The organism is Cloacibacterium sp. (assembly GCF_047601505.1).
Classification (GTDB): Bacteria; Bacteroidota; Bacteroidia; order Flavobacteriales; family Weeksellaceae; genus Cloacibacterium.
Genome location: NZ_JASGJD010000001.1, coordinates 2,715,974 through 2,741,681 on the forward strand (window position 1 = coordinate 2,715,974; position 25,708 = coordinate 2,741,681).

The 25,708-nt window shown below is 33.2% G+C and carries 21 protein-coding genes; 2 read left to right on the top strand and 19 right to left on the bottom strand.

The features are described 5' to 3' along the window. From QM746_RS12365 to QM746_RS12405, 9 genes are all read right to left on the bottom strand, one after another. The gene (locus QM746_RS12365; RefSeq protein ID WP_414984514.1) at positions 1–2,577 is read right to left on the bottom strand and encodes a TonB-dependent receptor; all 2,577 of its coding nucleotides are present in this window, start codon (positions 2,575–2,577) and stop codon (positions 1–3) included. Positions 2,578–2,901: 324 nt separating this feature from the next. Beyond that, a complete protein-coding gene (locus QM746_RS12370) occupies positions 2,902–3,321 on the bottom strand; it encodes an RrF2 family transcriptional regulator (protein WP_374365066.1) in 420 nt (139 codons plus the stop codon). A 65-nt stretch (positions 3,322–3,386) separates the two neighbouring features. Next, entirely contained in the window at positions 3,387–5,033 is a 1,647-nt protein-coding gene (locus tag QM746_RS12375) for an NADPH-dependent assimilatory sulfite reductase hemoprotein subunit (protein ID WP_414985154.1), read from the bottom strand. Positions 5,034–5,123: 90 nt separating this feature from the next. Further along, a complete protein-coding gene (locus tag QM746_RS12380) occupies positions 5,124–6,821 on the bottom strand; it encodes a sulfite reductase flavoprotein subunit alpha (RefSeq protein ID WP_414984515.1) in 1,698 nt (565 codons plus the stop codon). After that, positions 6,811–7,632: a uroporphyrinogen-III C-methyltransferase gene (gene cobA, locus QM746_RS12385; protein WP_414984516.1), complete on the bottom strand. Its 822-nt coding sequence runs from the start codon at positions 7,630–7,632 to the stop codon at positions 6,811–6,813. Before cobA ends, QM746_RS12380 begins: the two co-directional genes overlap by 11 nt. 162 nt (positions 7,633–7,794) lie before the next feature. After that, entirely contained in the window at positions 7,795–8,703 is a 909-nt protein-coding gene (gene cysK, locus QM746_RS12390) for a cysteine synthase A (RefSeq protein ID WP_414984517.1), read from the bottom strand. Between the two features lie 30 nt (positions 8,704–8,733). Then, complete coding sequence (locus QM746_RS12395) at positions 8,734–9,966, bottom strand: sulfate adenylyltransferase subunit 1 (protein WP_414984518.1); 1,233 nt, start codon at positions 9,964–9,966, stop codon at positions 8,734–8,736. Between the two features lie 73 nt (positions 9,967–10,039). Next, complete coding sequence (gene cysD, locus QM746_RS12400; protein ID WP_414984519.1) at positions 10,040–10,945, bottom strand: sulfate adenylyltransferase subunit CysD; 906 nt, start codon at positions 10,943–10,945, stop codon at positions 10,040–10,042. Between the two features lie 18 nt (positions 10,946–10,963). Beyond that, complete coding sequence (locus tag QM746_RS12405) at positions 10,964–11,656, bottom strand: phosphoadenylyl-sulfate reductase (protein ID WP_414984520.1); 693 nt, start codon at positions 11,654–11,656, stop codon at positions 10,964–10,966. A gap of 617 nt (positions 11,657–12,273) precedes the next feature. Between QM746_RS12405 and QM746_RS12410 the strand changes: the two genes are divergently transcribed. Further along, positions 12,274–13,230 carry a TIGR01212 family radical SAM protein gene (locus QM746_RS12410; RefSeq protein ID WP_414984521.1) on the top strand — a complete coding sequence of 319 codons (957 nt, stop codon included), beginning with the start codon at positions 12,274–12,276 and terminating at the stop codon, positions 13,228–13,230. Positions 13,231–13,273: 43 nt separating this feature from the next. Here QM746_RS12410 and QM746_RS12415 read toward each other — a convergent pair whose 3' ends face one another. Both QM746_RS12415 and dgt read right to left on the bottom strand, forming a co-directional pair. Next, positions 13,274–14,206: an SPFH domain-containing protein gene (locus QM746_RS12415; RefSeq protein WP_374363696.1), complete on the bottom strand. Its 933-nt coding sequence runs from the start codon at positions 14,204–14,206 to the stop codon at positions 13,274–13,276. Between the two features lie 236 nt (positions 14,207–14,442). Then, the gene (gene dgt / locus QM746_RS12420; protein WP_414984522.1) at positions 14,443–15,801 is read right to left on the bottom strand and encodes a dGTP triphosphohydrolase; all 1,359 of its coding nucleotides are present in this window, start codon (positions 15,799–15,801) and stop codon (positions 14,443–14,445) included. 137 nt (positions 15,802–15,938) lie between these two features. Between dgt and QM746_RS12425 the strand changes: the two genes are divergently transcribed. Beyond that, positions 15,939–16,415, top strand: coding sequence for an Lrp/AsnC family transcriptional regulator (locus QM746_RS12425; protein ID WP_374363694.1), 477 nt, complete (start codon positions 15,939–15,941; stop codon positions 16,413–16,415). Positions 16,416–16,494: 79 nt separating this feature from the next. On the opposite strand, the gene argH is transcribed toward QM746_RS12425, so the two are convergent. The 8 genes from argH to QM746_RS12465 all read right to left on the bottom strand — a co-directional run bounded on the left by argH (position 16,495) and on the right by QM746_RS12465 (position 25,135). After that, entirely contained in the window at positions 16,495–17,805 is a 1,311-nt protein-coding gene (gene argH / locus QM746_RS12430) for an argininosuccinate lyase (protein ID WP_414984523.1), read from the bottom strand. Beyond that, positions 17,806–18,888 carry a M20 family metallo-hydrolase gene (locus QM746_RS12435; protein WP_414984524.1) on the bottom strand — a complete coding sequence of 361 codons (1,083 nt, stop codon included), beginning with the start codon at positions 18,886–18,888 and terminating at the stop codon, positions 17,806–17,808. Beyond that, positions 18,866–19,669, bottom strand: coding sequence for an acetylglutamate kinase (argB, locus tag QM746_RS12440; protein ID WP_414984525.1), 804 nt, complete (start codon positions 19,667–19,669; stop codon positions 18,866–18,868). The genes QM746_RS12435 and argB overlap by 23 nt, the downstream gene beginning before the upstream one ends. Positions 19,670–19,879: 210 nt before the next feature. Next, a complete protein-coding gene (locus QM746_RS12445) occupies positions 19,880–20,821 on the bottom strand; it encodes an acetylornithine carbamoyltransferase (RefSeq protein WP_414984526.1) in 942 nt (313 codons plus the stop codon). Between the two features lie 102 nt (positions 20,822–20,923). Beyond that, positions 20,924–22,060, bottom strand: a complete 1,137-nt coding sequence (locus QM746_RS12450; RefSeq protein WP_414984527.1) for an aspartate aminotransferase family protein — start codon at positions 22,058–22,060, stop codon at positions 20,924–20,926. Between the two features lie 301 nt (positions 22,061–22,361). Then, positions 22,362–23,321 (bottom strand): N-acetyl-gamma-glutamyl-phosphate reductase, encoded by a 960-nt coding sequence (argC, locus tag QM746_RS12455; protein ID WP_414984528.1) that lies wholly within the window; start codon positions 23,319–23,321, stop codon positions 22,362–22,364. Then, a complete protein-coding gene (gene argG, locus QM746_RS12460) occupies positions 23,314–24,510 on the bottom strand; it encodes an argininosuccinate synthase (RefSeq protein ID WP_374360324.1) in 1,197 nt (398 codons plus the stop codon). Before argG ends, argC begins: the two co-directional genes overlap by 8 nt. A 73-nt stretch (positions 24,511–24,583) precedes the next feature. Beyond that, positions 24,584–25,135: a GNAT family N-acetyltransferase gene (locus tag QM746_RS12465; protein ID WP_414984529.1), complete on the bottom strand. Its 552-nt coding sequence runs from the start codon at positions 25,133–25,135 to the stop codon at positions 24,584–24,586. Positions 25,136–25,708 lie beyond the last annotated feature (573 nt).

Below are 25,708 nucleotides of genomic sequence, written 5' to 3' on the forward strand. Positions count from 1 at the left end.
TTATTTTAAAGTATATTTCAGCGTTACACCAAAAGTAGCAGGATCGCCTATTACTCCGGCATAATGCCCGGCACTGCCCGAAGCAGCCAATAATTGTTCGTAATAATCTCTGTTAAATAAATTTCTTGCCCAAAGGTTGATAGACAAACCATTAGATGCTCTGAAACCTACTCTACTGTTTACTAAATAATATCCAGAAATGTTTAAATACTGTGAAGGAGAAGGACTGGAAGAAAAATTCGACCTGAAGAATACATCTGCTCCCACGAAATAACTTCCTTCAAAACCTAGAAAATGTCCATCAAAAGAATCTTCTGCCCCGAAAGAACCAGACCATTTAGAAATTCCCGGAAGTCTGCCTCCCGAAACATCTTTAAAAGCTAAGCTTCCTCCTACTTCTTCTAAAGGCACAGGTGCATTGGTAAATTTCACATATTTGCCTTCTGTATATGCCAAAGCAGCATTGAATACAAAATTCTGAATTCTTATGTTACCATCTATTTCCACACCTTTTACATTTACTTTTTCGGCATTTGCAAGATAACCTCTGTTTACACCAGGTTCTGGAGTTTGCACTTGAGTTTGGTAATCTTTGATGTCATCATTAAAAAATACCACATTAAAAATTGAATTAGGTGTAGGTTTTGTTTTTACTCCCACTTCAAAATGTCTTACAGATTCTGGTTTTATTTTTGCTAAATCTATCAAAACTTGTCCGTTAGCTGTAGGCAAACCACCAATATTAACTCCAACTGGTTTATAACTTAAGGAATATGTAGCAAAGGTATTGAAATTATTGTTCACATTGTACTGTAAAGTGAGTTGACCTGAGAAATTTCCTTCTTTAGCATCCGTATCGAAAGCTTGGTTGGTATAGACTTTATTTTTCAATGCAATAAGAGCTGGGTCTGTAGTTTGCAATCCGCCATAAGTTTCTCTTTTATAATTGGCTATTTTTTTGTCATAATTATATCTTACGCCCGGCAAAATGTGAAATTTTTCGGTAATAGCCCAATCAACCTGACTAAATATTGCTAAACTTGTACTTTGAATTCTATTGGTAGTTCTAATTCCAAAATTATCAAACAAACCAGGTGTACTCCATAACGAACTGGTAGAATCTTGTGCAAAACGCCATTGTGCAGAACCCGCTTCTTCCGTTTGTACAGGGTCTGAATTAAGGTCTTGCCACAACCCGAATACACCAATTACACCATGCAATTTTTCGGTTAAATTACCAGAATATCTTATTTCCTGAGACCACTGTTTATGAACCGAATTCCCCGAAGAAATCGTAAAAACAGGCAAACCAATGTAATCTCTATCGTTAAGTGGAGTCCATTTCCAATATCTAAACGCAGAAGTAGAGGTAATTGTACCTTTTCCTAATTTGAAATCTGCATTCAAAGAAACCCCTCCAAGCTGATTATCAGCTTTGGAAGGAGTATCTAAATCTACTTTCCTTTCGAAAGCACTGTTATATGGAATTTCGTAATTTAAATCTTTAATAATATTATAAAATTGTCTGTAAGCAGCTCTTTTTGTAGTTACAACTCCCGCAACTGGCCAACCGTAACCATCTGGTTTTTGGTCTGTAATGTCTGCATTTAAAGTAACTTTAATATTATCCGTTGGTTTATATAAAAATTGAGTTCTTACCCCAATATTATTAATGTCATTTATATTATCTTGAGTGTGAACGTTATACAAAAGTCCGTTTCTCTGAGTTCCAGAAAACGAAATTCTGGCAGCTAATTTTTTAGAAATTGGACCAGAAAGAGAACCTTTAGCTTGTAAAAAACCATAATTTCCTCCGCTAATTTCAAAATTCGCAGTCGGGCGGAAAGTAGCATCTTTCGTTGTAATATTGAAAGCACCAGCCGTAGTATTTTTCCCAAAAAGAGTACCTTGAGGACCTCTAAGAACTTCTATTCTTTCAGTATCAATAAAATCTAAAGCTGTAGCTGCCGGTCTTGCATAATAAACTCCATCCACATAAAAACCAACTCCGGGATCAATTCCGTCGTTTGTTAAACCAAAAGTAGAACCCAAACCTCTAATATTAAGTGTTGTATTTCTTGCATTAGAAGCATACAATTGTACGGTTGGCACCAATTCTTTCAATCTATTTACCGTAAAAGAACCAGTATCGTCTATTTTTTTCGCAGTTAAAACTGTAATTGGAATTGGAATTTTCTGAATTTCTTCGCTTCTCCTTCTAGAAGTTACCAAAACGGCTTCAATATGCTTTTCAATTAAATTCAATTTGATGGTAATGGTAGGTTGATATTCGTCTAAAATGACTTCAGATTTTTGGTATCCTTTTTTATTAACTTCCAAAACTACAGGAAAATCATTCATATTCTGAAGTTTGAAAGTTCCTTCTGCATCAGACCTTACAGAGTATTCTGTACCTTTTATTTTAATAATTGCGTCGGTAAGTGGCGTATTGTCATAATCTACCACATATCCTTTTATTATTTTTCTTTGTGCAATTAGAATGCTGTCTTTTTCTTGAGCGTAGGCAAAATTTTGATTAATAAATAATAGCCCTAAAACGTAAATGATTCTTTTCATTGATGATAATTATTTTAAAAAATTTGTTGATTTGTAATTCTAAAAACTTTAATTCTTATAAGTTTTTTTAGACGATTTTCTTTTAAAATAATTAGCTACAACTGCTCTTGGAGTTATTTTGATAATAAAATCCATTTAAAAATTTAATCTTCATATCACTCTATCTTTCATTGATTTTGAAATAATACTTCTTCCTTAGAAATACCTTTTTACATTATTTAAAGGTGCAAATATACATAAATTATATAATTCCTATATAATTAGTATGAATTATATTAACAACAATTATATGTTACAAATAATTGTTAAAAAATTTGGTTAAAATTAATGGTGTTCGATAGCCATTTGTTCGATGGTTTTGGCAAGAATTGGCAACGTAGCGTCTCTTACTTCTGTAAAGAGCAATTTAATACTACACGTATCTTCATCTATGCAATCTTCACATTTTTGATAGTAATTAATTGAGACGCAATTTACCATAGAAACAGGCCCATCTATAAACCTTATAACCTCTAAAACAGTAATTTCCGAAGGATTTTTAAGGAAAGAATATCCGCCATCTGCACCTCTTTCGCTTTTTAGAATTTTATTTTGTTTGAGTTCTCTCAAAATAGTTTCTAAAAATTTGTACGGAATTTTTACTTTTTCAGAAATTAATTTAGCTGAAATAGGTCTCTTTTCTTCGATATTTTTAGAAATAAATATCAAAGCTTTAATGGCATATTTTACTTTTTTTGAAAGCATATTTTTTGGTAATACTTTTCAAAAATACAAAATATCCTAAATCTTTCCTAAAACTTAATTTTATTTTAATTGAAAAAAGTTCTGTAAGCGAAATCTCCAAAATGCTCTCCTTCTTGTTTTTCCTTCATATATTGAGCGAATAAAACATCTACTTCTTCTAAAATTTCTTGCTCCGAAAGTTTTTCTTTATACAATTTGTTCAATCTTAATCCATATCTATCGCCACCCAACATAAAATTATACTGTTCTGCAGCTGTACCTATAAAACCCAATTCTGCTACATAAGGTCTTCCGCAACCATTAGGGCAACCCGTCATTCTGATGGAAACATCGTCATCTGAAAGTCCGTGTTTTGCTAAAATTGGCTCTATTTTCGTTACCAATTCTGGCAAATAGCGTTGTGCTTCCGCAAGAGCTAATGGACAAGTTGGCAATGCAACACAAGCCATAGAACTCTGTCTGATAGGCGAAATATTTTTCTCAATTTCAAATTTTTCTATTAAATCTTCTATCTTTTTCTTATCATTTTCAGAAATATTTCCAATCATTAGATTTTGGTTTCCTGTAAAAATAAAATTGCTGATATTAAGATTTGCTATTTCTATTAAAAATGCTTTTTGATAAGGTTTTACCACTCCATTTTCTACAAAAAGTGTATAATACCATTTTCCATCAGCACTTTGTTGCCAACCATATCTATCGTTTCTTTCGGTAAATTGATAAGGTTTTGCAGGTTCTAGTTTGAAGCCAATTCTTTTTTCTAATTCTTCTTTAAAGCCTTCTACCGTTAATCTTTCGATAGTATATTTTAGCCTCGATAATTTTCTATCTGCCCTATTTCCAAAATCTCTTTGAATGGTTAAAACTTCGTAAACTGCTTTCATTGTTTTCTCTTCCGAATCTAAAAAACCAAGAACATTTCCTAATCTCGGAAAAGTTGAAGCATTGCCATGTGTAGTTCCCAAACCGCCACCAACAACAAGATTGAAGCCTTTCAATTCATTATTTTCGATAATCGCAATTAATCCTAAATCATTGGTAAACAAATCCACATCGTTGCTTGGCGGAATTGCCACAGCAATTTTGAATTTTCTTGGTAAATAACGGTCTTCGTACAAAGGATCTGCTTCGGCAGAACGTTCGTAGATTTTTTCTCCATCAATAAAAACTTCATAATACGCCTTGGTTTTTGGCAAAAGTAATTTCGAAATTTTATCCGCATATTCGTGCACTTGATGATGAATGGGCGATAATTGCGGATGCGAACTGGCGATTACATTCCTATTTACATCGCCACACGCCGCAATAGAATCTAATTTTGCGGTATTAAATGCCTGAATTGTTGGTCTTATTTCGTGTTTTAAGATACCGTGAAGCTGAACCGTCTGTCTGGTCGTAATTTTGAGAGTTCCTGTACCGAATTCTTCAGAAACTTGGTGTAAAGCTTGCCACTGTTCTGCCGTAATAGCTCCGCCCGGAATTCTGAGACGAATCATAAAAGAGTACAATTTATCAAGTTTTTTTGCAGCTCTTTCGGCTCTTCTGTCTCTGTCGTCCTGTACATACATTCCGTGAAATTTCACCAAAGCTTCATCGTCTGGTCTCACATTTCCGGTATGATTGTCTTGTTCTATACTTTCTTTCAACGTACCTCTCAGTCCGTCGCTTTTCATTTTTATATATTCTATTGGAGATAATTTATCGCTCATAATTTTAATTTTAGATTTTAGATTTTAGATTTAACTTTTGACTTTTGACTTTTGACTTTTGACTTCTGACTTCCGACATCCGACTTCTGACTTCTAATAAACATCCTTCAAAAATTTTCCTTCATTTTCCAGTTCGTCTAAGATTTCAATAGCTTGTTCTACCGAAACATTTCTTTGAGCCGAAATTACTTCTATCAAAGTCTGCTCTACATCTTTAGACATCGGATTTTTTTGCCCACACAAGTAGATGTAAGCTCCATTTTCAATCCATTGATTAAATTCTTTAGCATTTTCTAAAATTCTATCCTGAACATAAATTTTTCTTTGCTGGTCTCTAGAAAAAGCCGTGCTCAGTTTGGTTAGAACTCCCGTACTTATCCATTCCTGAATTTCGGTTTGATAGTAAAAATCTAAAGAAAAATGCTGTTCGCCAAAGAAAAGCCAGTTTTTACCTTCAGCTCCTGTTGAATCTCTTTCTGCCAAAAAGCTTCTGAAAGGCGCAATTCCCGTTCCTGGACCAATTAAAATAATATCTTTATCTTCTTCCGGCAGTCTGAAATTTTCGTTTTTGTGAATATAAAATTCAAATTCTTCTTCTAAAGGCAAATCTGCCAAATAACGAGAAGCAAAACCTTCTTTTTCTTGATCATTTGTATTAAATTTATGAAGATTCACCGTTAAATGAACTTCGCCATCGTGCGCTTCTTTTGAAGACGAAATAGAATACAATCTAGGCGCAACGGGCAACAAAATTTCAAGGAGTTTTGAAAATTTATCAGCGTCTAAATTTTTCTGTTCTGCAGAATTTAAAACATCTAACAAATCTGCTTTTTCCGAAAGAATTTCAATTTCTAAAACTGGTGAAATTGCATCTAAAGTATGCTTGCTGAGTCCTTTAACATTTCGACTTTCTAACCAATCAAAAGCAGTTTTGGTTTCGCCTTTTATAGAAAATTCTTGTTCTTTTTCAACATTGAATTCATCTAAAATAAATTGAATATCTTTTTGAGAATTTTTCGGAATTACACCAAGAGCATCTCCAGGTTGATAAGAAATTTCTTCATCTGAAACAATTTCTATATGATACGTTTCTTTGTTAGAACCATTATCATTGAGTACAATTTTATGTTTTATATTGCCTTTATAATTTTTTTTATGAGGAATATTTTGAACAGAATGTGCAACTTTAGCTTCAGTTTTAACATCAGAAAATAAATTTTGCAAATCTTTTTGCCAATTTTCTACCAAAGGATTAAAATCTACATCTGCTTTTACCAAAGGTAATAATCTTTTGGCTCCTTTTTCTTCTAAAACCTCGTCCAAGAGCGTTCCTGCACTACAAAAAAGAGGATAAGAACTATCTCCCAAACCGAAAACAGCATAAGAAAGTTGACCAAGATTTACATTAGAAGACTTCAGTTTTTCGTAAAAATCTTTTGCATTAAGCGGAAATTCGCCTTCTCCTTGCGTGCTGATAACGAAAAGTACCAACGTTTCTTTTTCTAATTTTTTAACATCAAACTGAAAAATATCTACAGATTTTGCGTTAATTTTTTCCTTTTTAAAACTTGCTTGTAATTTTGATGCTACTTTTTTTGCATTTCCAGTTTCGGTACCATAAACAATGAGAGGTTTTACGTTTACCAAAGCAGAAGATTTCTGTGGCATAGAATTTCCTTCGCCAGATTTTGCAATATAACCCGCCAAATAACCTTTGGCGTAAATTAACTCTTCAAAAGAAGCATTAGAAACCAATTGTTCTAATAAATTTTGTTTAGTATCAGATAGCATTTTGATAACTTGTTTTGTGATTATCGAAATAAGAATTTCCAGATTTTTTTTCTTCGAACCAAGCAAATTGATGATGCAAATTCACTACATTTCCAATAATGATAAGTGTTGGAACAAATTCAAATTCGGGTAAAGATTGAGTTTTAATTTCCTCGAAAGAGAAAACCTGCGTTTTTTGTTCTGGCGTAGTTGCCTGCTGCACCACCGCGATAGATTTAGAACCTTCAATTCCAAATTCTATTAATTTTTGAGTAATATTTTCTAATTTTTGTCCGCTCATATAAAACACCAAAGTGTCTTCTGTAGTTGCCCAATCTTGCCATTGATGAAGTGTTACGAATTTAAAATCGTACAGCGTAAGAAACCTTACACCTCTAGAATATTCGCGAGCGGTAAGCGGAATACCTGTATAAGCCGCAGCACCAAAAGCCGCAGAAACTCCGGGAATAATCTCGTATAAAATTTGGTGTTCTTTTAAAATTTGAAGTTCATCCAAAATATTAGAAAAAAGGCTAGCATCTCCACCTTTTAGACGAAGTACCAATTTCCCTTGTTTGGCAAACTGCACCATCAAATTGTTGATGTCTTTTTGAGGAGTCCAAATTCCTTTAGAACATTGCTTACCAACATACACAATTTCTGCTTTTTCGGAAGCATATTCTTCTATCAACTCTGGCGAAACCAATCTGTCTGTAAGAATTACATCTGCTTTTTGAAGATATTTCAAAGCTTTTAGACTGATAAGTTCCGGATCGCCTGGTCCAGCTCCTGCCAAAACCACTTTTCCTGTATTTTGAATGTTTTTTTTCATAATTTTAGCATAAAATCTCCGCCGCCTTATCGAAAACGATAGGGTAAAAATTTGATTTTCTGAAAGTTAAAGATTTACAATTCTCTTCTAAGAAAAGAAGAAAAATATTTTATGAAATCACTTTCCCTCCCTTAAAAAGAAAGGGAAAAGTGATGATTTTATTTAGAATAATCCTTCAATAGAAAGGTAACGTTCTCCTGTATCGTAATTGAAAGTTAAGATTTTGGCGTCATCTGGCAAAGTAGCTGCTTTTTTAGCAACTGCTGCTAAAGACGCACCTGTAGAAATTCCTACTAAAATCCCTTCTTTTTTAGCAATTTCTCTGGCATATTCGTAAGCTTCGTCTTTACCAATTTGAATAATTTCGTCTATTAAATCTGTACGATAAACATCTGGCACAAAACCTGCTCCAATCCCTTGAATTGGGTGCGGACCTGGCGCTCCACCACTTAAAACCGGAGACAATTCTGGTTCTACAGCAATTACTTTAATATTCGGGAATTTTTCTTTCAAAACAGAAGCTACACCTGTAATGTGACCGCCTGTTCCTACACCTGTAATTACATAATCTAAACCATCTGGAAAATCTGCTAAAATCTCTTGTGCTGTAGTTTTTTTGTGAACTTCAACATTTGCCTGATTGCTAAATTGCGATGGAGACCAAGCATTTGGAGTATTAGCTACCAATTCTGCAGCTCTTTCAATAGCGCCTTTCATTCCTTTTTCGCGAGGAGTAAGATCGAATTCAGCACCATAGATTTCCATTAATTTTCTACGCTCAACACTCATAGATTCTGGCATTACTAAAATTACTTTGTAACCTTTTACCGCTCCTACTAATGCCAAACCAATCCCTGTATTCCCAGAAGTAGGTTCTATAATTACGCTATCTGGTTTTAACAATCCTTTTGCTTCTGCATCTTCTATCATTGCTAGTGCGATACGGTCTTTGATGCTGTTACCCGGATTTGTTCTTTCTAATTTGATGAAAACATTTTTGTCGCCAAATAATTTATTAATTTTTACGACTGGCGTGTTTCCAATTGTTTCTAAAATGTTATTCGCTTTCATATTTTATATTTTTCTAAATTTTGGTTTAATTTAAAGGAACATTAAAGCTCCTACGGTGTTAAAACTGGTTTCGTCTATCAAAATAGCGCTGCCAGATTTTGGATTTTTCTCGAAAGTATCGTAGTACAATGGCTGACTGGTTTTCAATGTAACTTGTGCAATATCATTAAGTTGAACAGCGTCTCCATCTGTAAATTGCCATTGGTTAACATCCCATTTTCTGTTAATTTGTTGAACTTTCACTCTCACATTTTTGAATCTGTGCTGAAGCAAATAAGTTTTACCAACTTGTAATGAATTGTTATCTAACCAAGAAATCCAAGTATTGATTTGGTTGTCTTCTTTTGGCAACTGATTGCTAAGAACCACAGTGTCTCCACGGCTGATGTCTATATCATTTTCGAAATGTAGTACAACATTGTCCCCAGCTACTACTTCCGAAACTTCTTTTAAATCTTTTTCGATTTTAACCAAAGTGGTTTCAATTTTAGCAGGCAGAATGGTTACTTTGTTTCCAACTTTATAACTTCCGCTTAGGATTTGTCCGGCATAACCTCTGTAATCGTGGTTGTCTTCATCTTTTGGTCTAATTACCCATTGTACTTGGAATCTTGCTTCTAAATCTTCCGTTCCGTCTAATTCTACAGATTCTAAAGTTTGAAGAATAGATTTCCCGTTGTACCAAGGTGTATTTTCAGAAGTTGTAACTACGTTATCTCCCACCAAAGCACTTACCGGAATGTAGATAATTTCGTTGTAATTGAGTTCAGATTTTATTGCTTCGAAATCATTTTTAATTTGATTAAAAACTTCTTCAGAATAATTTAATAAATCAATTTTATTGATGGCAATAATAGCTTTTTTAATTCCCATTAAAGAACCTACACTTGCGTGTCTTTTGGTTTGGTCTGTAATCCCGTTTCTGGCATCTACTAAAACGATAATTAAATCTGAATTAGAAGCTCCAGTAATCATATTTCGGGTATATTGCTCGTGACCAGGCGCATCTGCAATGATGAATTTTCTTTTAGAAGTAGAGAAATATTTGTACGCAACATCAATAGTTATCCCTTGTTCGCGCTCTGCTCTAAGACCATCTGTGATAAGAGACAAATCTATATCTACGCCTTCTTGCTTGGTTTGCTTTTGTAAAACGCCCAATTGGTCTGTATGTATACTGTCAGAATCATATAGAAGTCTTCCAATCAAAGTACTTTTTCCATCATCTACATTTCCTGCGGTTATAAATCTTAATGTATTCATTTTTTTATGAGTTTCGAGTTTCGTGATATGAGTTTCGAGTTAATTATTAATTTAAAATTTCGAATGTTTGATATTAAAAATACCCTTGTTTTTTACGGTCTTCCATTGCAGCTTCCGAAAGTTGGTCATCTAATCTTGTTTGTCCTCTTTCGCTGATTCTTGTTTGAATAATATCTTCAATAATATCATCAATTGTAGAAGCTTCAGAAGGCACAGCAGCGGTACAAGTCATATCTCCAACGGTTCTGTATCTTACTTTTTCAATCACTACTTCGTCTCCTTCTTGAGGTTGAATAAACGCTGACGTAGCCACTAATTTATCTTGAAATTTAATACATTCTCTATCATGAGAAAAATATAAATTTGGCAATTCAATATTGTATTTTTTAATGTAATTCCAGATGTCTAATTCTGTCCAGTTACTGATTGGGAAAACTCTTACATTATGACCTTTTTGCACTTTCCCGTTGAGGATATTCCAAAGTTCTGGTCTTTGAAGTTTTGGATCCCAAGCCCCGAAATCGTCTCTTACAGAGAAAATTCTTTCTTTAGCTCTGGCTTTTTCTTCGTCTCTTCTAGCACCACCAATACAAGCATCAAATTCATTTTCTTCAATTGTATCTAAAAGTGTATAAGTCTGTAGAGAATTTCTAGAAGGAAATCTACCACCTGTTTCTTTTAAATTATATTTTTTGATGCTATCTTCTACATTGCCTACCACCAATTTTTCGCCAATTTTTTCTACCAATTCATCTCTAAATTGTATGGCTTCTGGAAAATTATGACCTGTATCTATATGTACCAAAGGAAAAGGAAATTTGCCCGGACGAAACGCCTTCAAAGCCAAATGTACCAACACAATGGAATCTTTTCCTCCCGAAAAAAGCAAAGCTGGCTTTTCAAACTGCGCTGCTGTTTCTCTTAAGATATAAATTGCTTCGTTTTCTAATTGCTCTAAATAATCTACTGTATTACTCATTTTAATTTTTTTCTGCATTTATTTATGTAAACCACATTCTTTTTTAGATTGATCTTCCCACCACCATCTTCCAGCACGGAAATCTTCACCTTCTTTTACGGCTCTAGTACACGGCGCACAACCAATACTAATGAAACCTTTGTGATGAAGCGTGTTATACGGAACACCTTTTTTCTGTAAATATTCTACTACTTCTTCGGTTGTCCAATTGAGCAAAGGATTAAATTTGAATAATTGATGAGCTTCGTCCCATTCTACCAATTTCATACCTTGTCTGTTTTGCGATTGCTCTGCTCTAAGACCTGTAATCCAAACATTTGCACCTTTTAAAGCTCTATTTAACGGTTGAACTTTTCTAATATTGCAACATTCTTTTCTTAAATCTACACTATTATAAAAACCATTAATTCCGTTGTCTAAAACATATTTTTCTATAGTTACAGCTTCTGGATAAAAAGGTTTTATCTTGTTGCCATATTTAAGGTTAGATTTATCCCAAACATCATAAGTTTCGGGGAAAAGTCTGCCAGTATCTAATGTAAAAACCTCTATATTTTCTAGTTTATTGCTAAAAATTTCGTTGGTTATTACTTGGTCTTCAATACCAAAACTGGTAGAAAAAACAATTCTTCCTTTTAGCTGTTCATTCAGGATTTGCAAATTTTCCTGAACTGAATTATTCTCATTAAGTAATTTTAATACTTCTTCCATATAATTTTCTCAAAAAAAATGACCTCTTGAAAAACAAGAAGCCAATATTAATTTATAATCACAATAATTTTATACTATAGACCATAAGAAATATAAGCTCCCACAGAAACTTTACAACAGCAAGGCATCATACACATTGTTGTGCTTTTATTTTCATTGCTTTTTAATGCAAAAATTTTTGTGTTCATTTCGTTTCTAATTTCTATTGTTAAATTTCTGTGTAAAATTACTAATTTTTTAAAACAAAAAAGACTCCTTAATCATAAAATTAAGGAGTCTTTTTTAATATTTTTCTTTATTTATATCAATGTGAAAAAGCACTCCTCTATTGAAGAGAGCAACAACAAACAGCGATATTTAATAAAATTTGTTCCATTTTGATGTTGCAAATATAGAATTAATTTTAATCAAAACAACATTTCGTTGACAAAAAAATACAAATTTCTACTATTTTGGTAGAAATAATATAAAACTTACCATTCAAAAAGTGTCTAAAGAAGCACTATTCAGAATATTTTATTCTTTATTTTCTTATAGAAAAAAAATTGTATTTTTTTGTGATATGATTAAATTCATGTCTATAAAATTCGAGATTTTTGAGTTGTATCTTTGCAAAAATGAATTTAAAAATGGAAAAAGCATTGGCTTTTGGAGAAAAAAACTATAATTATTACAGCGCTTTTCTTAGAAATAAATATAACGGACAAAAAGTTTACAAGGTAATTGTAGATGCGGGTTTTACTTGCCCAAACAGAGATGGAAGCAAAGGTTACGGCGGTTGCGCCTATTGTAATACAGATTCTTTTACGCCTGTTTCTAGAAATTTAGACACTTTTAGAGAGCAGATTTCTTACAGCATGGAAAGAGCGGAAAAAACCTATGGTGCGGAAAAATTTATTGTTTATTTTCAGCCTAATACCAATACTTATGCACCTGTAGAAGAACTCAAATTTCTATACGACGAAGCTTTAAAAATTAATCTAGAAAAAATTGTAGGACTTTCTGTAGGAACCAGACCAGATTGTATAGACGAAGAAAAAATTGCTCTTTTGGAAAGCTATAAAGAACAAGGTTTGGAAGTAGATTTGGAAATGGGAATGGAATCTATCTATGATGAAACTTTGGTTGAAATAAACAGAGGTTGCTCTCATCAAGAATTTGTAGATGCTATGAATTTACTAGAAAATTCGACATTAGATGTTTGCATACACACTATTTTGGGATTTCCCAATGAAACCAAAGAAATGATGCTAAAATATGTGAATGAACTCAATAGATTTTCTAAAATTAATTTTGTAAAATTCCACCATCTTCATATTGTGGAAGGTTCTATTTTTGGGGTAAAATACAAAAGAAATCCTTTCAAACTCTTCAGTATAGAAGAATATACCGATTTGCTTTGCGAAATTTTACCAAAATTAAGACCAGATATTGTAATCCAAAGATTGTTTGGCTTGTCAGATTTAGACATGCTAATTGCACCGAACTGGAATCTCAAAAAATCTCAAATTCAAAACTTTATAGATGCTGAAATTGAAAAAAGAGGAGTAATACAAGGCTGCGAATTCAGATAAAAAAAAGGCTATCTCAAAATAGAAATAGCCTCCTCTTATCTTTTTAATGCGTATGATCTTTTGGTGGTTTCGGATAATTGGTTTTATCGGCTTCTTCTAATTTAGATACCGAATTCATTGCAACCAGCATGTCGTTCAACATATTGCTTGCTGCGGTTGGCGAATTGGGCAATAAAACCAGATTACTTCTGTTGTTAGCGCCAATTGAATGAAGCGTATCATAATGTTGCGTAACTACAATTAACGAAGAAGCTTCTTGAGAGCCAATATTAACATTATTCAGCATTCTTACAGATTCTTCCAGACCTTTTGCAATTTCTCTTCGTTGGTCTGCAATACCTTGTCCTTGCAATTTTTTAGATTCCGCTTCCGCTTTTGCTACGGCAACAATTCTAATTCTTTGAGCTTCAGATTCGTATTCTGCGGCAGTTTTTTCACGTTCAGCAGCATTGATACGGTTCATCGCGTGTTTCACTTGTTCATCTGGGTCTATATCTGTTACCAAAGCTTTCACAATGTCATAACCGTAAGATTGCATCGCTTCTTGCAACTCACCTTTTACAGCAATTGCAATATCATCTTTTCTCACGAAAACATCATCCAATTTCAACTTTGGAACTTCTGCTCTCACTACATCAAAAACATAAGAAGTAATTTGATTTTCAGGATTTTCTAATTTATAAAAAGAATCTGCAACTTGTTCTTTTATAACTTGATACTGTACAGAAACTTTCATTCTGATGAAAACATTATCTAAAGTTTTAGTATCAATCATTACGTCTAATTGTTGAATTCTGAGATTCATTCTTTTGGTAACTTGATCGATATACGGAATTTTAAGATGTAAACCCGCATGGCGAACAGAATGGAATTTACCCAATCTCTCCACAATAGCTGCTGTAGCTTGTTTTACCGTAAAAAACGAAGCAAAAAGCGTGATAAGTCCCAGAAAGACTAAAATACCTAAATATGTCATAGTTTAATATTTTATTGAGTTAGTAGCTGAATTTCTATAAAGTTACAAAAAAAATATAAAATTGTGAAGGAGTGAAATCGTAAAGTCGTTAAATTTATAAAATCGTAGGATTGTGAAGTTGTTAATTTCCGAAATTAAAAATCTATACTTTAAAAATGATTTCTTAATCATTAACAAATTTAGCATATAACATTTTAGCTACCTTGCAATTTTACAAATTAGCGATTTAGCAAATATTACATCGTCATCCCAATATCAATTCCTTTAATTTTTCGGTAGAGATCTGTAGCAAAATTATCTGTCATTCCGCTTACGAAATCTAAAACACCCAAAACTTTCTCATAAACAGAACTTTCTTCATACAAAAATTGAGAAGGTAATAATTGTAAAGCTTTTTTGTCGTAAGATTTTCTCTGGTCTTTTTCTAAAATTATTGGCGGAATAAAATGATTCAAAAGTTCGTACATTACATTATAACCTGCATTTTCTATTTCTACCACACTTCTATGACCATAAATTTTTTCGATGGAAAAACTTTCAACTTTTTGGAAAGAAGCACTTTCTTTTTTAAAAATATCCAACAAAGCTTTGTCTTGAGTTCCGTTAAGAATATTTCCGAAATTTTCTTCGTAAAGAAACATTGTTTTTGTGATTAAAGCATTAATCACTTTGGCCCTTAAATACGAAATTCTTTCGTTGGCATTAGAAAGGTTCGCAAGCTTATCTTTTACTTTTTTTTCTTCTTTTTCGTTGACCGATTTTATTAAATCTACAAAAAGATTTTCGCAATCATGGGTAGAAATTATGCCCAATCTGTGTGCATCTTCCATGTCGATAATATTGTAGCAAATATCGTCTGCTGCTTCTACCAACCATACAAAAGGATGACGCTTAAAGATAGTAGGTTCGTTATTTTCTACTATCATTTGGGTAGATTTTGCAATCTCTAAAAACGTTTCTTTTTCACTTTGAAAAAAACCGAATTTCTTACGATTAATGAAACCTTTTTTCTTGGCAATGGCTTCGCAAGGATATTTTGCAATGCTCGACAAAGTAGTGTAAGTAAGTTGGGTTCCGCCTTCGTCTTTACCGTTTTGCTGGTGCGTAAGAACTCGAATTGCATTGGCATTTCCTTCAAAATTTACCAAATCTGCCCATTCTTTTTCAGTAAATTTTTCTTTTAAATCTTTTTCATTTTTTTCGAAATAAGAAGCTATTGCATCTTCACCAGAATGCCCAAATGCAGGATTGCCAATATCATGACAAAGACAAGCTGCTGCAATAACATTATTGAGATTGTGGAGATAAAAATTTTTAGAATTTTCGTCTAAATCTTCCTTAAAATTCTGAACGATAAATTCGCCAGCCAAACTTCCCAAACTTCTGCCAACAGACGAAACTTCCAAAGAATGCGTTAATCTATTATGTACAAAAACGCTTCCTGGCAAAGGAAAAACTTGCGTTTTATTTTGCAATCTTCTAAAAGCTGAAGAAAATATTATTCTATCAAAATCGCGTTGAAAATCTGTTCTGGAAACTTTGGATGGAGCATTGTTCCCTGTTCTTTGGTTGGTGAAAATTTGGTTAAGAATCATAATTCAAAAATACTTCAATTAAATTAAAATCAAAAACTATTTTTCACTACAATCTCTATCAATTTTATCTAATTTCACTCTAAAATAAAGAAATGTTATCTATTTTTGATATATTTGTTATCCACTAAATACTACAAATGGAAAATCTAGACCATAAAGACTTACAAATTCTCGATTTATTACAAAGGAATTCTAATTATTCTGTAAAAGAAATAGGAGAAAAAATCGGATTGTCTTTTACCCCAACTTATGAAAGGATAAAGCATCTTGAAAAAGATGGAGTAATAGAGAAATATGCAGCTGTTCTGAATCGCAAAAAAATTGGAATTGAATTGGTAGCTTATTGCAACGTTACCATTCGCAATCAATCTAAAAAATCTCTAGACGAATTTGAACAAGAAATTGTAAAACACGAAGAAGTACAAGAGGTTTTGAGCCTTTCTGGAACGTATGATTTCATGTTAAAAATCGCGACTAAAAACATAGATAGCTACAACAGTTTTATCACAAATGTTTTAGCCAATACGCCCAATATTTACCAATATCACAGCAGCATTGTACTGAACGAAATAAAAAGAGAAAACGCTTATAAATTGCTTGAAGACAAGAAATAAATGCAATTTTCTGATAAAAAACATTAGGCTTTAGAATAATTCTAAAGCCTAAATTGTTATAAAAATCAAAAGATTTATATTAATTAAATTTTTCAAAAACTTCAGAAAATTCCTTTTCTATTTCGTTGTTGCAAAGATTACCAATGCTTCCTTCGTGCGTGTGGTTCAAATTTCGGTGAGGTTCAAAATTTTTATTTTCTATACTTTGACCCACCTGAACGTAAGCATCTCTAAACGAAACGCCATTCAGAACCAAATCGTTTACATTTTCTACACTGAAAAGATATTTATACTTGTCGTCTTCCAAAATTTGATCTTTTACCTGAATGTAATTTAAAGTATATTCGGTAATGTAAAGACAATCTTTTATGGTATTAATTGCTGGAAAAAGCACTTCTTTGGTCAATTGCATTTCACGGTGATAACCTGAAGGCAAATTATTGGTAAGCAAAGTTAATTCCGTAGGAACGCCTTGCAGAATATTGCATTTGCCACGAATTAACTCAAAAATATCTGGATTTTTTTTGTGTGGCATTATGCTACTTCCCGTTGTAAAAGTATCTGGAAAGGTGATGAAACCAAAATTTTGATTCATGTACAAACAAACATCATAAGCCAATTTACTTAGCGTATGTGCAATTGCAGAAATGGCAGTTGCTAATGTTTTTTCGGATTTTCCACGGGTCATTTGTGCGTAAACTACGTTATAATTCAACGTTTTGAAATCTAATAATTCTGTGGTAAGTTTTCTATTAATAGGAAAAGAAGAACCATAACCAGCGCCAGAACCTAAAGGATTTTTATTCACGATTTTGTAGGCTGCCAACAACATTTCTAAATCGTCTATCAATGCTTCTGCATACGCTCCAAACCACAAGCCAAAAGACGAAGGCATCGCAATTTGAAAATGAGTATAACCTGGGATTAATTGAGATTGATGCTTATTGCTTAGTTTTTGTAACGTCTCGAAAAGCTTTTTCACCAAATCTTTTATTTCTAAAATCTCGTTTTTCAGAAATAATTTAATATCTACCAAAACTTGGTCGTTTCTAGAACGTGCAGAGTGAATTTTTTTCCCAATATCTCCTAATTTTTTGGTCAAAAGAAACTCAATTTGAGAGTGTACATCTTCTATACCTTCTTCTATTACAAAGTTTCCTTCTTCTATCTGAATCGCAATTTGGTCTAATTCTTCCAGAATTTTTGGCAATTCATCTTCTTCAATTAAACCAATAGTAGCCAACATCTGTACATGAGCTTTATTTCCTAAAACATCATATTTAGCCAATTGTAAATCAAATTCTGCATCTCTGCCAATGGTGAATTTTTCTACCAAAGCTGCATGCTCGTTATCTGATAATTGATTTTTCTGCCAAATTTTTTTGCTCATTTAAAAAACTATTTTTGATAATAATTGAATGTAAATTTTCACACCATCTAAAATTTCGTCTACATAAATAAATTCGTCACTGCTATGAGAACGAGCAGACAAACCTGGTCCCATTTTGAGTGATGGAAAAGGAATAACCGCTTGGTCTGAAGTAGTAGGCGAACCATAAGTAATTCTTCCTAATTCTAAACCTGCATTTATCACAGGATGGTCTAACGGAATAGAAGAAGAATTGAGCCTGAAACTTCTGGCTTCGGCTTTACTTTTTATATTTTCTCTGATGATTTGCAACACTTCTCTATTGCTGTATTGGTCTGTAGTTCTAACATCTATGGTAAAAGTACACGTATTTGGAACCATATTGTGCAATTTGCCCGCATTAATGACCGTAACCGTCATTTTAACATCTCCTAAAACTTCAGAAGTATTCGGGAACTGATAATTTTTAATCCATTCAATATCTTTCAAAGCGTTATAAATAGCATTATCATCATTAAAATGAGCAGCGTGAGAAGAAGTTCCCGAAGCTTCACAATCTACCACCATCAATCCTTTTTCCGCGATTGCCATTTGCATCTCCGTAGGCTCTCCAACTATGGCAAAATCAAGATTTCCAAAATGCGGAAGAATTGATTCTACTCCATCAACTCCAGAATTTTCTTCTTCTGCCGTTGCTGCATATATAAAATTATATTTTAAGTGATTTGAATGATAAAAATAAAGAAAAGTAGCCATTAGCGAAACCAAAGCTCCACCAGCATCATTACTGCCCAAACCGAATAACTTACCATCTTTAACCATTGGCGTAAAAGGGTCTAGCGTATAACCAGAATTGGGTCTTACGGTATCGTGATGAGAATTGAGCAAAACAGTAGGTTTTTCGGGAGAAAAATTCTCATTGAAAGCCCACACATTGTTCTTTTCACGATGTGTTTTCACTCCTTTTTGTTGAAGGTATTTTTCTATTAAATCCGCAGTTTTATCTTCTTCTTTACTGAAAGAAGGTATCGAAATAAGGTTTTTAAGAAGTTCTACAGCATTTTCGCCGAGTTCTAAAAAATTATTTGGTGATTTCTGTTCCACTCGTTCTGTCGTTTTCGTTAATTAGTCTCTTCAAAAAAGTTTCTTTTACAATAAAAACAGATTTTACGCCTTTTTCTATTGCTGCAAAAGCGTTATCTATTTTAGGAATCATTCCTTCGTTTACAATATTATTCTCTTTGAGTTGAGCATAAGTATCAGGAATAATTTTAGAAATTACAGAGTTTTCGTCTTCAATATTTTCTAAAACTCCATTTTTCTCGAAGCAATATACCAAATTTATATCAAAATCTGAAGATAATGCTACTGCTAAACTCGATGCAATGGTATCTGCATTGGTATTGAGCAAATTACCTTTCCCATCATGAGTAATGGCGCAAAAAACCGGACAAACATTTTCTGCTATTACTTTTGTAATAAATTCCGCATTAATTTTCTCCGTTTCTACATCTCCTACCCAACCGAAATCTACGGTTTTTACAGGTCTTTTGTGCGCAGGAATTACATTAGCATCAGCACCAGAAAAACCAATAGCATTTAATTTATTTCTCTGTAAAGTAGCTACAATATTTTTATTAATTAAACCTGCATACACCATCACTGCTACATCTCTGGTTTCTTGATTGGTAATTCTTCTGCCTTCAAAAAACTCTTGAGGAATTTCTAATTTTTCGGCGAGTTTTGTGGCTAATTTACCACCGCCATGAACCAGAATTTTCGGTTTTTGTAATTCCGAGAAATCCTTCAAAAAAGCTTCTAACTTTTCTGGATTATCTATTACGTTTCCGCCAATTTTAACGATGTATAGTTCTGGTTTTTGCATTTTTTTCGGTTTTAAACACAAAGATTTTTTAATCTTCATAATATTTAAGAAAGCTAAGCTTAATCAACTAATTGATTTTATGAAGCTATACTTTATTAGGCTCTTTCAATTCGCTTGCGAATTAATCTTTGCTCACTTTTTTTTATTTATTTTTTAATAAAACTTTGCGTCTCATATTTTTAAAGTAAAACCATAAATTTTAGAAATCAATTACAAAATATTTTTCAACACAGCTTGTGCAGCAAATAATCTGTTGTAAGATTGTTCGAAAATCAAAGATTGTTCAGAATCTAATACTTCATCGCTTACTTCTACATTTCTTCTAACAGGCAAACAATGCATTGGTTTACCATTATTAGTGATTTTCATTTTTTCATCGGTAAGCATCCAATCTTCAAAACCTTCTGCTACTTTTCCGTAATCATTAAAAGAACTCCAATTTTTGATATAAACAAAATCGGCATCTTTCAACGCATCTTCTTGATTGTAAGTTACTTTTGCATCTCCTACAAACGCAGGATCTAAATCTAAACCTTCGGGATGCGTAATTACAAAATCTACATCCTGTGTATTCATCCATTCTGCAAAAGAATTGGCTACAGCATGAGGAATGGGTTTCACGTGCGGTCCCCAAGTAAGAACTACTTTTGGTTTTCTATTTTCCTTCCATTGTTCTTTAATGGTAATGGTATCTGCCAAACTCTGCAAAGGATGTCTGGTAGCTGCTTCCATCGAAATTAAAGGTTTCCCGACAAATTTTTGAAAAAGTGTTAAAATCTTTTCTTCTGTATCTGATTTTTTATTTTTTAAATCTGCAAAACATCTAATTGCCACTACATCACAATATTGTCCTATTACTTTAGCTGCATCTTTAATATGCTCAACAGTTGTACCATCCATTACCGCTCCATCTTCAGTTTCCCACGCCCAAAAGTCTTGTCCAGCATTGAAAGTCATTACTTTAAAACCTAAATTTTCGGCAGCTTTTTGAGTACTCATCCTAGTTCTAAGACTTGAATTCATAAAAATTAAGCCTAAAGTTTTTCCTTTAGCCAAATTTTCGTCTTTTAACGGATTTTTTTTGTACTCTAAAGCATCTTGAATCAAATTTTCAAGATTTTCTACGTCATTTATAGATAGAAACTGTTTCATTTTAATTTATTTTAAACGCAAAGGTTTAATTTTTTATATTTTATTCTGAATTACAAGAATTTACACAGATTTATTAAATATCTCAATTGTAAATCTTCAATTTTAGTATTCACTTAAAATTTGGATTAAAGAATCTGCAAATTTCTTCACATCTTCTTTTTTAACATTTAAAGCAGGTAAAACTCTCAAAGTATTCGGTGTAGAAGCATTACCCGTCAACATTTTAAATTCTTTTACCAATTGAGTCCTTACTTCGTTGCAAGGAAAAGCCAAGTCGATACCAATCATTAAACCTTGATAACGAATTTCTTTAATATTTTTTTGATTTTGAAGCAAAGAAACCAAGTAATCTCCCACTTCTTGAGCATTTTGCAAAAGATTTTCTTCTTCAATAACATCCAAAACCGCTTTTGTAGCAGCACAAGCCAAGAAATTACCTCCAAAGGTTGTCCCAAGCAAACCGTAAGAAGCATGGAATTTAGGCGAAATTAAAATTCCAGCCACAGGAAAACCATTTCCCATACCTTTTGCCATTGAAATAACATCAGGAGTAACACCAGCGTGTTGATGTGCAAAGAATTTTCCACTTCTTCCGAAGCCAGATTGAATTTCGTCTGCGATGAAAACCGCGTTGTTTTCATTACACAAATGTTGAATCTTCTGTAAAAATTCTGTAGTTGGAATTTGTACACCTCCAACTCCTTGAATTCCTTCTACAATAACTCCAGCAATATCGTTATTGGTTTTGAATTCGTTTTCTAAAGCTTCCAAATCATTAAAAGGAAGTTTTACGAAATTATCTGATTGATTGACTGGCGCTACAATTTTTGGATTGTCTGTACAAGCCACAGCCGCAGAAGTTCTACCATGAAAAGCTCCCGAAAAATAGATAATTTTCTTTTTTCCGGTGTGGAAAGAAGCCAATTTAATGGCATTTTCATTGGCTTCAGCACCAGAATTGCAAAGGAAAAGTGTATAATCTGGATAGCCAGACAACTTGGTCAATTGTTCAGCTACTTCATTCTGAATTGGGATTTTTACATAATTAGAGTAAAAACCAATATTATTCAATTGTTCTGTAATATATTTTACATAAGTTGGGTGAGAGTGCCCAATAGAAATTACGGCGTGACCTCCGTATAAATCTAAGTATTCTGTTCCGTTTTCGTCCCAAAAATAGCTTCCTTCTGCTTTTGCAGGAGTAACGTCTATTAGTGGATATACATCAAAAAGTTTCATTTAATTATTTCTTTTGGTTAAGTTCTTTTGTCTTAAAACAAAAGAACCAAAAATTCAAGACTTAGATTCTCGGCTAAAATTCTAAAACTAATTCTAAAATCTCTGAAACTCGACCCTCAACATTCCCATCGCTTTCTCAAACAGCAGAGATTTTTTAACGAATTATTTTCAGAATTTCTTAACGCCTCCGAATCTTATGTCATTTACTTTTTTTTTAATATTTTCTTCTTAAAAACTTTGTCAAAGATTAATTTGCTAAGTAAAACTTTGAAAAAGTGTCTTTCATTTTTACTTTTTATTTCTAAAAAGCGATAGATTTGAGTTTCAAACCTGCATTTTCGGGAAACCCGAAAGATATATTCATGTTGTGAATAGCTTGTCCTGAAGCGCCTTTTAAGAGATTATCAATTGCAGAATGCACCACGGCAAAATCTCCATTTTTTTCAATATTTATCAAGCACCTATTGGTATTAACCACTTGTTTCAGATTGATTTCTTTTCTGGAAACAGTAGTGAAAATTTGTCCTTCGTAGAAGTTTTCGTACACTTCAAACAATTCTTCTAAAGAAAGCGAAGTTTTAAAAGTAGAACTCACAAAAATTCCTCTGGCAAAATCTCCTCTCCACGGAACAAACTGTACTGAAAACGGCACTTTACTCAATTCTTTTAGTTGAAAATTAATTTCTCCTAAGTGCTGATGCGTTAAAGTTTTATATGCGGAAATATTATTTTGCCTCCAACTGAAATGTGTAGTTTCCGAAAGAGATTTTCCAGCACCTGTAGCACCTGTAATTCCAGTAGTGTAAATTTCTGAAACTTCTTGAGCTTGAAGAATCGGGATAATTCCCAACTGAATCGCGGTAGCAAAACAACCAGGATTAGCGATGAGTTTTGCACCTTTTATTTGTTCTAAATTCAACTCTGGAAGTCCATACACGAAAGAATTGCCAAGATAAGTATCACCAATTCTGAAATCGTTTCCTAAATCAATAACGACTGCGTTTCCTACGTTGTTATTTTCGAGCCAAACTTTACTTTCTTTGTGTGGCAAAGCCAGAAAAAGAACATCAGCATCGGTAGAATTATCAATAAATTCTAAATCTATTTCTCCGATTAAATCTTGATGCAAATCCGTCACTTTTTTGCCCACGTTAGAATAACTCGTCACGAAAGCAAGTTCTGCATTCGGGTGATTAAGCAACAAACGAATCAGTTCGCCACCAGTATAACCTGTTCCGCCGATAATTCCTGCCTTAATCATTCTCTTCTGCGTTTACTTGATGGTAAATAGACAAAGAATTGGTGTAGATTTTAGAGAAACCTTTCACGTCTTCTCCGCTCCAAGTTTTGTTCATTTCTCCGTAACTTCCGAATTTAGAAGTCATTAAATCGTATTTAGATTCAATTCCATTCAATTCAAAACGATAAGGATGAAGTGTAATAAATACTTTACCTGTAACGTTTTTCTGAGAGTTTTCCATTAATTTTTCGATATCTCTCATTACTGGGTCTAAGAAAAGAGCTTCGTGAAGCCAAGTTCCGTACCAATCTGCCAACTGAGATTTTATCATCAATTGATATTTAGAAAGCACGTGTTTTTCTAGCAAATGATGCGCTTTAAGAGTTAAAATAGCACCTGCAGCTTCGAAACCTACTCTACCTTTAATCCCGATAATCGTATCGCCCACGTGAGTATCTCTTCCGATGGCAAATGCTGAAGCAATTTCATTAAGTTTTACAATTGCTTCCGAAGGGTGAGCGTATGCTTTATCATTAATTTTAACCAAATGACCTTTTTCAAATTCTAAGGTTAATTTTTCTGGATTTTGTTTCTTTAATTGAGAAGGATAAGCCTCTTCTGGCAACGAAGTGTGAGAAGTAAGCGTTTCTTTGCCACCAACGGAAGTTCCCCAAAGACCTTGATTAATTGAGTAAACTGATTTGGTATAATCTCCCGAAAAACCTCTGTCTGTAAGATATTGAATTTCCGCTTCGCGAGACAATCTAAGGTCACGAATTGGTGTAATAATCTCCATTTGCGGACAAACGATATTGAAAATCCCATCAAAACGAACTTGGTCATTCCCAGCACCAGTACTACCATGAGCGATAGCTGTAGCACCAACTTTCAAAGCGTATTCTGCTAAAGATTTAGCTTGTATGGTTCGTTCTGCACTTACAGAAAGTGGATAAGTATTGTTTTTCAAGACATTACCAAAAACCAAATATTGAATGCAAGAATCATAATATTCTTTCACCACATCTAAACATGTAAAGGTTTTAGCACCTAGTAACAAAGCCTTTTCCCTTAACTTCTCTACTTCATCTGCATTAAAACCACCTGTATTTACCGTAACAGCATGAACCTCGTAACCAAGATCTTGCTGCAAATAAACCGCGCAAAAAGAAGTATCCAAACCACCACTAAATGCTAAAACTACTTTTTTCATGTTTTTACAACTATTTTATTTTATTTGAGATTTAAGACTTGAAACTTACATTAATCAATTCTGTATCTCGATATTATTTATTTTCTTCGTCTTTTTTAGGAGGAATGTACAACATAGCTGTACACAGACAATTTTTCCTTCCTTTGCTTTGAAGTATAGGATAGTTAACACAACTCTGGCAACTGTTCCAAAACTCATCATCATGGGTAAGTTCTGCAAAAGTTACAGGATAGTAACCCAACCTAGAATTAATCTTCATCACTGCCAAACCTGTAGTAATCCCAAAAAGTTTTGCATTGGGATATTTCGTAATGGTAAGATTAAAGATAGCCTCTTTAATCATACTAGCCAAGCCCATATTTCTAAATTTGGGAGACACAATAAGTCCCGAATTAGAAGCATAAGCTCCATTAGACCAAGTTTCTATATAACAAAAACCTGCCCACACTCCATCTTCGGTAAGTGCAATAATAGCACTCCCCGATTTCATTTTTTCTCTGATATACCCTGGAGTTCTTTTAGCGATACCCGTACCTCTCACTTTCGCAAAGGATTCCATCTCTTCTACAATCTCTTCTGCGTAGCCGAAATGTTTATCACTTGTAACTTCTGTAACGAATTTCATCTGTTATTCATCAATTTAACAATGCAAATATACAATAAAATCCAAACCAAAAGATTAAAAATCTATTAAATTTAACAAAAACAATAAAAATAATTTACATTAAGTAAAATGAACAATTAATTCTATCTGAAATAATTTTAAAATACACTCCAAACAAACTTCAATAACATAACTCTAGAATTTATTCAAAAAAAATGATTGAAATTCTACACATTTATCATTGTTGATAATACATCAAAACAATGATTTTACATTCTTTTAACATTAATCTAACTCAACTTTACGTTTAATTTGACTAATGATTTCTATACTATAACTATACTACAACTATATATTAACTATAGCTTAGACTACTTTTTAATTATCCTCTGATTAACCTCTAAATACACTGTGCATATATAAAGATATGCCTTTTAACACCTTTCTGAAAGAGGGAAATTTTGGCTTCGTGAACTTCGTTCGCAGACCTTCGGCCTGTGCTCAGCGACCGAATTCGCCAAGTCTATGCTCTGCCAACGGGTCAATGCTAAGCCAACGGATATATACTAAGCTAGCACGAAGTGACACAGACTG